Annotated in this window: 12 protein-coding genes; 3 read left to right on the forward strand and 9 right to left on the reverse strand. The window is 36.4% G+C overall.

The genetic code is table 11. From position 1 onward, the window contains the following. Positions 1-2: 2 nt before the first annotated feature. The 9 genes from MHB47_RS12260 to allC all read right to left on the reverse strand — a co-directional run bounded on the left by MHB47_RS12260 (position 3) and on the right by allC (position 10,606). Positions 3-1,214, reverse strand: a complete 1,212-nt coding sequence (locus MHB47_RS12260; RefSeq protein WP_340756938.1) for a CynX/NimT family MFS transporter — start codon at positions 1,212-1,214, stop codon at positions 3-5. Positions 1,215-1,430: 216 nt separating this feature from the next. Further along, the gene (gene arcC, locus MHB47_RS12265) at positions 1,431-2,390 is read right to left on the reverse strand and encodes a carbamate kinase (RefSeq protein ID WP_340756940.1); all 960 of its coding nucleotides are present in this window, start codon (positions 2,388-2,390) and stop codon (positions 1,431-1,433) included. Further along, entirely contained in the window at positions 2,383-3,171 is a 789-nt protein-coding gene (locus tag MHB47_RS12270; RefSeq protein ID WP_340756942.1) for an oxamate carbamoyltransferase subunit AllH family protein, read from the reverse strand. The genes arcC and MHB47_RS12270 overlap by 8 nt, the downstream gene beginning before the upstream one ends. A gap of 8 nt (positions 3,172-3,179) precedes the next feature. Then, entirely contained in the window at positions 3,180-4,445 is a 1,266-nt protein-coding gene (locus tag MHB47_RS12275; RefSeq protein ID WP_340756944.1) for a YlbE family protein, read from the reverse strand. Between the two features lies 1 nt (position 4,446). Next, positions 4,447-6,207 (reverse strand): acyl-CoA synthetase FdrA, encoded by a 1,761-nt coding sequence (locus MHB47_RS12280; RefSeq protein WP_340756946.1) that lies wholly within the window; start codon positions 6,205-6,207, stop codon positions 4,447-4,449. 15 nt (positions 6,208-6,222) lie between these two features. Beyond that, the gene (allD, locus tag MHB47_RS12285) at positions 6,223-7,272 is read right to left on the reverse strand and encodes an ureidoglycolate dehydrogenase (protein ID WP_340756947.1); all 1,050 of its coding nucleotides are present in this window, start codon (positions 7,270-7,272) and stop codon (positions 6,223-6,225) included. Positions 7,273-7,433: 161 nt separating this feature from the next. Further along, entirely contained in the window at positions 7,434-8,465 is a 1,032-nt protein-coding gene (gene allD, locus MHB47_RS12290; protein ID WP_340756950.1) for an ureidoglycolate dehydrogenase, read from the reverse strand. 15 nt (positions 8,466-8,480) lie between these two features. Beyond that, positions 8,481-9,269, reverse strand: coding sequence for a (S)-ureidoglycine aminohydrolase (gene allE, locus MHB47_RS12295; RefSeq protein ID WP_340756952.1), 789 nt, complete (start codon positions 9,267-9,269; stop codon positions 8,481-8,483). A 104-nt stretch (positions 9,270-9,373) separates the two neighbouring features. After that, positions 9,374-10,606 (reverse strand): allantoate deiminase, encoded by a 1,233-nt coding sequence (gene allC / locus MHB47_RS12300; protein WP_340756954.1) that lies wholly within the window; start codon positions 10,604-10,606, stop codon positions 9,374-9,376. A gap of 161 nt (positions 10,607-10,767) precedes the next feature. Here allC and MHB47_RS12305 point away from each other — a divergent pair, with 161 nt between their 5' ends. From MHB47_RS12305 to MHB47_RS12315, 3 genes are all read left to right on the forward strand, one after another. Beyond that, entirely contained in the window at positions 10,768-11,598 is an 831-nt protein-coding gene (locus MHB47_RS12305; RefSeq protein WP_340756956.1) for an alpha/beta hydrolase, read from the forward strand. Positions 11,599-11,617: 19 nt separating this feature from the next. Further along, positions 11,618-12,868, forward strand: coding sequence for a M20 family metallo-hydrolase (locus MHB47_RS12310; RefSeq protein ID WP_445684156.1), 1,251 nt, complete (start codon positions 11,618-11,620; stop codon positions 12,866-12,868). 200 nt (positions 12,869-13,068) lie between these two features. Beyond that, entirely contained in the window at positions 13,069-13,662 is a 594-nt protein-coding gene (locus tag MHB47_RS12315; RefSeq protein ID WP_340756959.1) for a histidine phosphatase family protein, read from the forward strand. The last annotated feature ends 339 nt before the right edge of the window (positions 13,663-14,001 follow it).

Raw genomic sequence — 14,001 nt, forward strand, 5'->3', positions numbered from 1 at the left:
TATTAGTGATCTTCTACAACTTTATTTTTAGCAGCTGGATAACCAAAAATAAAGAATAACACTGACATCACAATCAAGGCAATAATACCTGAATCCCAACTTTCCGTAGCATCATGAAGATAACCAATCAAGAATGGTCCAACAGCAGCAATTAAATAGCCAACAGATTGACCAAAACCAGATAATGAAATACTACCATCACTTGTACGCGCTCGAATTGAGAAGAAAGTCATACATAAACTGAAACAAGCACCCATCGCTAATCCTGCAATGATAATACCAATAATCAGTAGCACTAATGATTGTGTAAAGAATAGGCTAAATCCTACCAAGAACAACGCCGTAATAATCACGACTAATATGCGTTGGTCTTTCAATTTAGATGCGATGATTGGAAATGTAAAGGTCATTGGCACTTGTGAAAATTGATTGAGCATTAACAAATATCCTGCCGTAGAAGGATCTAATCCTCTATCTACAAGAATTGATGGCACCCAAGCCACTACGGTATAAAATACCATCGATTGGAAGCCCATCGTCAAGGCAACCATCCACGCCAGTTTAGATTTCGTGATAGCTACTTTTTTGGGTCTATCTTGTTGATTCGTTATCGCCGTTGCCTTCTCTAACTGCACACCTTTTCGTGCTTTAGGTATCCACAGTATGATTGCAATAATCGCAAAAAGAATCCAAAATGATAATGACAATCTAAAACCTAATGGTGTTATTTCTGACAGCGGAAAGCTTAAACCACCACCTAAGCCAGCGGTAAAATTCATTGTTCCACTATAAATACCAGTAGCTAGACCAATTTGCATCGGGAAATACCATTTAACATAACTTGGTAACACCACGTTGCCGAATGCAATAGCAATTCCAAGAATGACCGTGCCAATTAAGAACAAAGTGAAATCTCCTGCAATACGTAAATATAGTGCAACAATGAGTAGCATCGTAGAATACAATATTGTACGAGACATGGTTAATCGAGCTGTTACTTTTGAAACGAATGGCGAAACAATTGCAAAAATAATCAGCGGTATCGTAGTCAAGATGCCTGCAACACTGTTATTAATTTCCATAACTTGTTTAATTTCATCAACTACAGGACCGACCGACGTTAATGGCGCACGTAATGTAGAAGCAATAAATACAATCGCAAGTATTACGCCCCAATTATTATTAACTTTATTGATGCGGTATGGGTCAGTCATCTTATACCACCTTTCTTAAATCTCTTTTTTATAATTATATAATGATGAAGCGGGACAGTAATCTAACATTTCAATTTAGATTACCATTCCCGCCCCACAAAACAACTTGCTGATTAAAAAATTATAATAAAAATACAATGAACAATCAGTGTTTTATAATGTTTATTATGCACTTCAATCAAAGCAGTATCACTTTGTTCATATTACTTTTTACGATTAATTTACCGCTTCTATTGATGGTTCAAGTAAAATGCGAGTGCCAGCTTTACCTGCTAAAGCGTCTATCGCATCATCTAATGAACAAATAATGGCCTCTTTACCCATTTCAGCAAACTGAATTGCTGCTTCTATCTTAGGTAACATACTGCCTGCTGGGAATTGTCCTTCAGCAACATATTGCTTCGCTTGTTCAACAGAAATCGTTTTTAGTTTTTCTTCGTTTGGTTTTCCAAAGTTAACACATACGTTTGAAACGTCAGTTAACATCACAAATGCATCTGCATCAACTTGTTCTGCTAATTTTAAACCTGAACGGTCTTTATCAATTACTGCTTCTACACCTTGAATATTACCATTGTCATCTTTATAGACCGGAATACCGCCACCACCTGAAGAAATAACGACTGCTTGGTCAATAAGTAACTTGATTTGGTCCACACCATGAATAACTAATGGTTCCGGTGAAGGAACGACGCGACGATATCCTCTACCTGCGTCTTCTACCGTTACGAAACCATGCGTTTCTTCTAAACGTTGTGCTTCTATTTCATCAAAGAATACACCAATAGGTTTAGTTGGATTATTAAATGCAGGATCATCTTTATCTACTTCTACCATTGTCAATAACGTTACTACATTATTGTCGATATTTAAAGATTTCAAATGATTTTTTAATGATTCTTCCATCATATATCCTATAAAGCCTTGTGATTCCGCATTACAAGCATTAATTGGTAAAGGCTCGACAGTGTCTTTAGCCGCTTCATTTTGTGCAATAATATTCCCTACTTGAGGCCCATTACCATGCGTAACTACAATATTGTGTCCTTGTGCTTTTAATTCAGCCATTTTTCGTGTAGCTGAATACACATTATTATATTGATTTTCGTATGACGCTGCTTGATTTGGTTGAAGAATTGCATTCCCACCTAAAGCTAATACTACACGTTTACTCATACGCTCCACTCCTTAAAGTTGTTGCTATAAATATCCCATACAATGTATCTTTCCCAGATGATGATCCCACTTCTAACAGTTGGTTCATGTGGTACACCGTTGGTTGTTGTTGCAACACTAATATTTTCGAACTAAACAATTTCTTTAACGCACTATCCAAAAAGGCTGTAGCAACTATTGTTGTTAACTGTTCTTGAATAAGCTCCTGTATAACCTCAAAATTCCCATCAAATATAAAAGGATTTATGAAATGTACAAATAGCATACCTGTTAAGATATCATCACCTGAAGGAGTTAAACCTTGTCCTCTTCCTATCAAATAACGTAATGAAGATTCAACTGCCTTATCATCTTCTTGTTTCAATGTCTCCATGATGGACTGCATTTTCAAATAAGAAAAATCTCCATTGTTATACTCTGAAAAGTCATATGTTGTGATATTTTCATGCAACTTTGACCATAATAATGGATTTGAATTCACCTCAACGCTACTCGCATGTAACGCTTGATCACGCCAAACCAATTGACAATTATCGCTAATAAACATTGCATTTGCAGTTACTTTTATAGGTTGCTTCACAGCGATGTTTTCTAACAGTTGTTTTTTAGTTTGATGGTCTACAGTAACGCCAAATGGAAACGTACCATTTTCGTCACTACCTATAAAAATAAGTTTTTGATCACCATTGACAATGTTGAAGCCTTTTTCAAAAATACTATGCACATAAAAACCTTGTTGTTGTTCAAGTATTTCCTGGGCAATTGGCCCTATTGAACGCACATGAAAAATCACGCTTTAAAGCCTAATTTTTCTGCAAATGCCGTAATTGCTTTTTCAAAACATTCGATTGGCGGGTGTACTGTTCCAGCGCCAATTTGACCGTAACCCGCAATTTTATGTGCAATACCTGTATTAATTACGGGTGTGATTCCTGTTTCTACTACTTTACGCGCATCTATACCTAAACATGCACCTCTAAAGTTCCATGTAGGGATTGCAAAGTTAGGGTTTTCACCGATACAAATTTCAGTCATTTCATTACTGATTTCTAGAGCATCATCAAATCCACCTGTACCAATGAATCTTGTTACTGCAGGTGCAGCAATCATTGCCATACCACCTACACCGATTGTTTCAGTAATTGCAGAGTCACCAATATCCGTATTAGCATCGTCTGCAGAATAACCTGTGAAGTATAAACCTTGAGGCGTATTTACCGGTGCAGTAAACCATTCGTCGCCCATACCAGCGATGCGCACACCAAAGTTTTCTCCATTACGACATAATGCAGTAACAACTGTACCGTGTTCTATTGTACGTGCAGCATCCATCATTGCTTTACCTGTAGCCATAGCAACATTAAGGAAGAACTGATCTGTATCAGCTAAGAATTGAAGCACTTCTGTACGTTTTTCTTGTTCTATATCATCTAATGCAGCGATAATTGGCGTTACCTCTTTTAGAAATGCTAATGAAGCGGCAATATTACGTTGGTGGAATTCATCACCCATCGCAATAGCTTTCGCAATTAACACATTGACGTTTAAGCCATCTTTCATTTGTTTTAAAGCTTTACTAAGTACAGGACCCAGGACATCTTTCATCCAGTGCAAGCGGTTCACTACTGTTTCGTTGTAAGCGCCAAAACGTAAGACTGCACCGATCCCCTCATTCATTTGACAGTATGCTTCATTACCAGTTTCTCTATTTTCTACAACTAAGACCGGCATATTTGCTGAGGTAATACCACCCATTGGTCCAACAGCTTTAACATGATGGCACGGAATAAATGTAATTTTTTCTTTTTCTAGTAATGCACGTGCATCTTCTTCATTGTTCGCCCATCCTTCAAACAAGATAGCACCTACACATGAACCTTGCATTGGATCTGTCATATTTTCATATTTAATCGGTGGTCCCGCATGTAACAGTACATGCTCTGTTAATTCAGGAATTTTTGATTTCGCTGGCACTACATCTACTAAAAACGGTGCTGCAGCAATCATTTTATCTATAACTGCTTGGTTTGCTTCATCTATTGTTTTGTAACCCATGTTATACCGTCTCTCCTTCGAAATTATTTAAATATTGGAGTACTTTCATTAGTTTTTCGTCTCCGCCAGCAATTGGACGCCAGTTAAACTGTACAACTTCTGCTCCACCATCTTGAATCGCTGATGTGAAACTTTGTAGTCCAATATTAATTACGCTAGGTGTCATATTGATTAAATTCATCACTTTCTCATCGACAGTTAAATCTACTTGCTCTACTTCAAAAGATTTTATTTCACGGTTTGGTTGCGTCACATTGCTACAAATAATGTTTAACGCTGTACGTACCATTTGGTCATTTGTTTCACATACTACAGCTCCAGCTGCTTCTAAAGTATTGATTTGTGCATGATAATCTTGATGATCATGCTCTGTTCCAACTACAGTTGCTAATACTGCTAAAGAGCGTCCCTCTTCTTTTACTTTTTGAAGAATATTCTTAATTGTTGGCGCTAATTCATTTGCCATATCATCATGACTACCATAACCAATGACATTATCTAACATAATGACTGCAGTTGATGGATCAGCTGATGATGTTTCTAACATTTCAATACGTTTTGATGGATCAATCATTGGGTGTGGTCTACCTTGAGTATAGATATCATCACCTAGATCAATGATTTCATGATTCCCACCTTTGTATGAGTAACCTTCTGGCGTTGCATCTGTTGAATCATCACCTAATGTATCTTTAACTAACATTGCTGCTTCGGATGCTAAAGTACCTCCAGAGTAATAACCCTTGATACCGTTTTGTTGTGCATTTAAAGTCACCGAAATATTCTCTTTCACATGTGGTTTGAATTGTGGCGTTTCATCATTTGAAAGTTGCACAGAAATACGAGCTGCCTCTTCTAATGTGTACGCATGATAAATATTTTCTTCAGTATACGTAGGTTTTGAACCTAAGAATAAAGTAACGACTGGTTTATCAATGTTACGTAATAGATTCAACACTTTTTCTTCTACTTCTTTAGCTGGCGGCTTAGAAATAACAGTAATCACTTTAACTTTTGGATCTGAATTTAAAGCTTTTATGCTATCTAACATTGTAATTGCACCAACTTCAGTTGATAAATCACGTCCGCCTGTACCTAATGCATTCGTTACACCTTTACCCTCTCTATCGATAATCGTTGTAACTTCTTGAATACCTGTACCTGATGCACCTACGACGCCGATATCACCTTGGTTAACTGTATTAGTAAACGCGAGTGGTAAACCATGAATAATCCCCGTACCACAGTCTGGTCCCATAACGAGTAATCCTTTATCATGAGCAAGTTTTTTCAGACGTACTTCATCTTCTTTAGCAACATTGTCACTGAACATAAAGACATTTAAATTGTGGTTCAAAGCATTTTCTACTTCCATAGCTGCATATTGTCCAGGAATAGAAATTAACGCAAGATTAGGATTATTAGCTAATTCTAACGCGCGCTTCCAGTTTGAAGCTTCATCTTGTTTTTGTGATTTATCGTCACTTTCATTTTTACCTTTTAATTCTGCTTCTACTTCTTGATCAACTTCTTCAACCTTATCTTTATCATCAGTATCCACAACGATGACAATGTCGTTTGGTTTCGCTTCTTCTAACTCAGGTGTTCCTAATCCAGATGATTTAAATATATCTTTATTAGCAGGTGTTCCCATCATAATAGATACTTTATTAACACCTTCAATAGCAGATAATTTATTTGATAGTAGCATTAATACAATTGAGTCTTGATACGTATTTTCTTTAATTATTGTGTATAACATCTTATGCCTCCATTATTATTCTGCGAATCTATTTTTTCCGTGGTAGCGATCATAATGCACATCATCCGAAACTAAGTATTCATAGATGTCATCAACAATTTCTATACCATCTTCATCATATTTCTCACTGCGCATACGGCCACGTTCACCAGGATAGAAAATTTCACCATATCCTTCTGCAGCAGGCTGTGCTTTAAGCTCATCTAACATAGTTGAAATACGCGTCTTAAATAGTTCTAAATCAGTGAAAAATTCCGGATTTATTACAATATGCAATTGGCCTAAATCTCGTCCTTTGGTTAAATCTTTATACATTGATGATACGTGTACACCATGAGGTACACCTAATAAACTACCGGATAGGATATCGACCATCATCATTAAGCCATAACCTTTAGGGCCAGCTACTGGAACGAGTGCATGTACATCTCTAGCGTCAGTAGTAGGCTCACCTTGTGCGTCAACTGCCCATGTATCTGGAATAGATAAATGTTTCGCTCTCGCATCAAGCACTTTCCCCCACGCTTGCACTGTTGTTGCCATATCAAATGTAATGATACGGTCGTCATTCGATGGCGCACTAAATGCAATCGGGTTAGTTCCAAAATAAGGTTCTGTACCACCAAACGGCACTACCATTGGATCTGATTGACACATACTAATACCAACCATATTCTCTTTTGCAGCCATTTCGACGAAATAACCAAGTGCCCCACTATGAGAAATGTGCTTCATACCAACAACTGCAACTCCACTCTCTTTAGCCATTGCAATAGCTTTTTCCATCGCTTGTTTCGCAGCTTGCTGACCAGGGCCATTGTCTCCTTCAAAGACTGCAGCTGAAGGTCCTGTTTGTTCAAATTGATAGTTTGGATTAGCTGTTATGCCACCTTTAGCAATACGTTCTGCATAATACTCAACTCTGACAGCACCATGAGAATGGATACCTCTGTGATCTGCAAACGTCAATACATCGGCAACATCTTGTGCCGCACTTTCGTTTAATCCAGCTTTTACCAATTTATTTTTCATGAGTTCAAGTAATTGTTCTTTAGATACACGCATACGAAAACCTCCTCACTTTATAGTCAATTCCACTAAGTTTTATCTACCTTTAGTCTATTTATTGCATTAAAAAGGAAGCTACTTGGGAGAGTAAGCTTGGTCTTTAAATGTAGACCATCATACATTTCATAACGTTCCCATTTCACTTCCTTTAGTTTTATTTAATACAGTTGCTCTGATACTAAATAGTCATAAATACTTTCAGCGACTGGAATACCACTTTTAGCATAACGATGTTTGACTGTTTCCTGGATTTCCCCAGGATAGTAGACTTGTTCAAATCCTTGTGCTGGTTTGATGTCATGTAACTCATCAACCATTTCAGAGACTTTTTCTAAAAATAATGTTTTATCTCCAAAATAAGCTGGATTTATTACAATATGAAACTGCCCTAATCTACGGTACTGGCTTAAATCCTTATACATTGAAGTGACATGTTGACCAAATGGCAATCCTAGGAGGCTACCTGCTAAGATATCAACCATCATCATTAGTCCGTATCCCTTAGGACCTGCAACTGGCAATAATGCCGCCACTTCGAATGGGTCGGTTGTCGGTTCTCCTTGATTGTCCACCGCCCATGTATCTGGGATTGATTTATGTTTGGAACGCGCATCCAAGATTTTCCCCCATGCTTGCACTGTTGTTGCCATATCGAACAAAATAGGTTCGCCCGATTGTCGTGGTACAGCAAATGCAATAGGATTCGTGCCAAAGTAAGGCTTCGTACCACCGTATGGTACAACCATTGGATCTGATTGACATACTGTAATAGCTACCATTCCTCGTTTTGCAGCTTGTTCTGCAAAGTAGCCAATAGCGCCACTATGACCCATTTCTTTGACACCTACCATACCAATACCACTATTCTCAGCCATGGTGATAGCTTCTTCCATTGCCTGATACGCAACATAATGTCCTACTGCATTATCTCCAAAATAAGTTCCAGCTGAAGGTCCATTTTGCGTAAATTCTAAACTAGGTTCTAAATTATAACCTTGCTTTGAAATACGTTCTGCATAATATTGCATGCGCACGGACCCATGAGAGTGGATGCCACGCTCATCAGCAAATATCATAAGGTCAGCCGTTTTGTCTGCTTGTACTTCAGGAAGACCAGCTTGCGTCAATTTTCTCTTGAACAGTTCACGTAATTTATCTCTTTCAACATATACTAACGTCTCTTCTTCCATCGTTAACAACCTTCCTTAAATTTCAATATCTCTATTAGCATCTTTTGAATAGATATATGCAAATGGTTCATCTAAACCTACTGCATATGTCGCTTGAGGCGCATAGGCACCCATAAAGATATAATCTCCTTTATCAACTGGCATCCATTCATTATCTAAGTTGTACATGCCACGTCCGCTTAAGATATAAGCACCGTGTTCTTGTACATGTGTTTCGATATACCCATGAGACGCACCAGGTTTAAATGATAAAATATGAATATTCATATCATATGCAAGTTCTTTTGGTAAAAGATCTAAGATTTTAACTTCTTCCATACCTTCATACGGTTCTTGCACCATGTCATTAACGTTTCCAGTAACTACTTCTGGTGTGTATCCTTCTAATGGTTGGTAACGTTTTTTATATAAAAATACTCTACTATCATTATTTTGGTTACTGTTTTCAAACGTCATAACTTGATGAGCTGGAACATATAAATAACCGCCTGCGCTTAACTCATACTTTTTATCATCTGCGTATACATTAATATTACCGTATTCTACATAGATAAATGTTTGCACACCGTTACCTCCAAAGCCTTGTTTATTGCCGCCTTGATTTTTCAAAGTAACTAAATAATCGACAAAACGAGCGCCTAATCTTGGAGATCCCATGATTGATACATCACAGTCTTCAAAACCTGGTACTACATTATTAACTAAGCCATCTGGTGTAATTACTGCGTAGTTATCCTTTTTAATTACTGAACGTGTTTCTAGTAATCCTTCTCTATAACCTTGATTGTGGTTTAAATAACCCATAAAAACATTACTCCTTTTCTCTTTTGTAATTATTATTTTATAATCATTTTTTCATTGAAAATTGCTGCGCAATTCAACTATTTTAATCAATACTCATTTAATACTTATTCTTTGTAAGCAAGTTGATACAACACTTGTTTAAGGACCTCAATACCTTTAACCAAATCTTCAATATTAGTTTCTTCTGTAACATTATGGCTCACACCATTAATAGATGGGACAAACAACATTGCAGAAGGTAGATATTTGGCAAAGATTTGAGAATCGTGTCCTGCACCTGATGACATCACCTTATTATCTTCGGAACCAACTACTTGCTCAGCTGCTTGTTCTATTATTTTAACTAAGCTTTCATCCATCATGGTCGGTGCTTCGTCCATCCACAAGTTAATGTCGCATTCGACGATTTCTTTTTCTGATATAGTTCTGATACAATCATCAATCGTTTTCGCAAAATCATTTAACGCTTCTTGATCGATGTGCCTACAATCAATTGAAAAAGTAACCTCACCTGGCACTACGTTCACTGTATTTGGCACTGGATCAACACGACCAAAAGTAATAACTAGTGGGTCACCAATCGCTCTTGCTTTATCAGTTAGCTCTGTTGCGATTTTACTAAAAGCAACTACCGCATCTCTTCTTAATCCCATCGGTGTTGTTCCGGCATGATTTGCTTCACCTTTCAAATTAATCGTGTAACGTTTTTGTCCAACAATGCCATTGACGACGCCGATTGCTTTCTTCTCGGTTTCCAATACTTTGCCTTGTTCGATATGTACTTCAATAAATGACTTAATATAGCTATAATCATTATCTTCATTGCGATAATCAAATCCAGCATTGTTCATCGCTGCTTTAAAATTAATACCTTCACCGTCAGCAATGTCATTCACGTCTTCACTTTTCGCTAAGTTAAAGAAATTTTTGCTTCCCCAAAAAGCATACGGGAAGCGGCTACCTTCTTCTTCAGCTAATGCCAGGACTTCAAGTGAACGTAATGGTTGACCATGCTCAGCTTTCAATGATTGCATTGCAACTAACGCTGCTAACACACCAAACTGACCATCTAAATGGCCCCCTTTAACAACTGTATCAATATGTGAGCCAGACATAATTGTCTCTTCGGGATATTTGCTACCTTCAATACGTCCTTTTAAATTGCCAACACTATCAAAACTAGCGTCAAACCCTTCTTTTTCTAATGTATGTTTTAATTCATGTACAGCATTTGACCACTCATCTGAATACAGTAAGCGCGTAATACCGCCACCGTCTAATCCACCAAAAGCGGTGAATTTTTTATCTAAAGATTCAAAAGAAGATCGTATGTCCATTAAATTCAACTCCTTTTTCATTTCATAACCAATTATAAGCGTTTACATTTTAGTTATCATTCACATTTCTAACAATAATGGGTAAGACTTTTATTCGATTTATACAAATACTTCTAAACATTTCTTTGAGATACTATAGTTAGCAAATTATATATAGGAGGATGATAGGTTTGTCTCAATATCATTCTGAAATAATAACTGAAGATGGATTCACCTTACCTTTCACAGTTATTGAAGCAAAAAGCAAACATGCAAAAGGCGTTATCACTTATTTTCATGGTGGTGGATTAATCTTTGGTAATGCCTATGACTTAGCACAGCCTTACATTGACGTACTATCACAAGACTTTCACCTCGTTCTAGTTTCTTACCGTCTCGCACCTGAAAGTAATATGAATACAATCATTAGTGATGCTTTACTACAATATGATGCGATTAAGCAACGCTATCCATCATTGCCATTATTTACATTCGGTCGTTCTGCAGGTGCATTTTTAGCAATGATTGTCTCAACACATCGTCAGGTTGATGGCATCGTTGATTTTTATGGTTATTGTCGTGTACATGTGCCATCATTCTTAAGACCAAATTCACAGTACCAAACACTATCATCTAAAATCACTCCTGAGATACTTAATCAACTGATTCAACAGCAACCGTTAACCTCTGGTCCTATGCAAGACAGATATCCTATTTATATACATGCACGTGGAGAAGCTAAATGGCTAGATTATTTAGACATTCAGACTTCAACTCAAAGTGATTACAATATTTCACCTCAACAATTAAAAAAATTTCCACCAATGTTCATTGTACATTGTAAGAATGATCCCGATGTACCATACTCAGAAAGTGAACATATTTATCAAAACGTGAGTAACTGCCAAATCGAATCTTTAAATTCCAATCAGCACGATTTCGATAGAGTAGTAAATGAAACCAATATTCATTTATATGAAAAAGTCGTAGATTTTTTAAATCAACTCATTTAACTAAAGGAGGATGTTTATAGTGAATTTACAAAATGTTTTAGATAATTTTCAAACGTTTAATAATTTTGCTCGAAATGAAAAAAATGGTGGCATTAATCGTATTGCCTTTACACATCCAGAGAGACTAGCCGCCTTAAAATTCTCTATGTTATGTCAAAAAGCTGGATTAGATGTATATTTTGATTTCTTCGGAAATGTCATCGCACGCAGAGAGGGTAAGAATCCTTCTTTAAAGCCAGTAGTTTTAGGATCTCACATTGATACTGTAAGAGACGGTGGCCAATATGATGGATTGCTAGGTGTATTAGGCGCACTAGAGGTTATTGAACATTTAAACAAACATAATATAGAAACAGATCACCCAATTATTGTGATTGCTTTTGCTTGTGAAGAATCAACAAGATTTAACGAAGCAACTTTAGGAAGTAAATATCTGACAGGTAAAATGACCAAATCTGACATGAAATACATTAAAGACAACGAAGGCAATGTGCTTTATGATGTCATTGAACCTTTGTCCCAAGATATGCATGGTAGGGCAGCACTATTTGAACGCAATGAAATCAAGGCATTTTTAGAACTGCATATTGAACAAGGACCTATCCTTGAAAAAAACAGTAAAGATATTGGTATTGTGACTGCTATTGCTGCGCCCCATCGTTTCAAATTAAAGATTCAAGGTGTGACAAGTCATTCTGGTTCCACGCCTATGCCGATGAGAGTAGACGCGCTAACTACGGCCTCAGAAATCATTTTAAGTGTTGAATCAATAGGACAAACCTATCATGATCAAGGCATTGTCACTACAGTAGGCTATGCGAATATCTATCCAAATACGATGAATGCTATCCCAGGAGAAGTGACATTATTAATTGATATTCGTGGAAAAAATCTAGAAGTACGAGAACAAGTAGTATCAGAAATCCGACAGCATATTCAAACTATTGTTAACAAACGTAATGCAAGCTATCATTTAGATGATTTAGGACAAGATCAACCGCGTATTTTCAACAAAAAGATGGCTCAAATCACTGAACAAAGCTGTCTTCAATCTGATTTTAGTTTCCATTATATGTATAGTGGTGCAGGTCACGATGCTATGAACTTCGCACCAATTTGTCCGACAAGTATGATATTCATACCTTGTAAAAAAGGTATTAGCCATTCTCCAGAAGAATCCATCACAGAACAACAAATCGCTAAAGGAATTCAAGTATATATTGATACAACAATCGAGTTAGCTCATATAGAAGTAATACTAGATAATTAGAAATGTTTCGTAAATTAAATGGTTCGTCAACTTTTGAATATATATGTGAAACTTAGTTAAAAAATTACATACTCTTTTCTCTATCAAGGATTAAGGGATGATTTTTTGAAAATTATATCTTTGAATGAGATACTTATTGCAAAAGCGAAAGTATGATTATTAAGACTTTTTTAAATACAAAATTATAAAGGTTGATATCAATGACGGAAATTTGTTTTATTAGACATGGGGAAACAGATTGGAATTCAGTAGGGAAATTACAAGGTCGCACAGACGTACCTTTAAACCATACAGGCATTAAACAAGCAAAAGCATGCAGCCAATTTCTAAATCATTCAGAATGGGATATTATCATCACGAGCCCATTAGCGAGAGCAAAAAAGACAGCTGAAATTATTCAGCAACAACTTACTATACCTTTAATAGAAATGGAGGCTTTTATTGAAATTTCATTCGGTGATGCTGAGGGATTATCAACAGAAGAACGTACAGCGTTATATCCCGATCAACTTTACCCAAATAAAGAACAAGCTCACGTCGTAACAAATCGTTTTCTTAATGGGATAAATTCACTTATAGAACAATACAAAGATCAAAAAATCCTAATTGTTTCTCATGGCGCATTTATTAAAGCAGTATTTTCTTACTATTCTAATGGAGAAATTAGCACTGATTCGCCGAGATTGTCTAATGGCAGTCTAAGTACACTTAAACTAACGAGCGAGCAAGCCACAATTTTAAATTATAATGAGGCGGCACACTTACCATCGCATTCTTCACTAGGGAAAAAGTAACGGTCATTTTATAATTATTATGAATGATGTAGCTTGTATATGAATTTTATATCTTTAACGGTTGATTATAACTTTTTGTTATGATTAACCGTTTTTATGTTATACAGCTCTATGACAGTGCTTTAGAGCAGTAAGTAGATTGAATAAATAGAGCGTTTTAAAAATAATCAGAAGAAACTTTGTAAAATGTGAACTTTATCTAAAAAGAAAACGTATATTTATTGAGTGAAATTAAAAAGGGGGCTAGTTGTATAAGCTTATTTGGGATTTAATTTGGTAGATAAAATCCCATGAGAATTAAGGTTAGACAACATGAATTACTTTAAAATTTTAAAAATA

The organism is Staphylococcus sp. FSL K6-3157 (assembly GCF_038005145.1).
Classification (GTDB): domain Bacteria; phylum Bacillota; class Bacilli; order Staphylococcales; family Staphylococcaceae; genus Staphylococcus; species Staphylococcus equorum.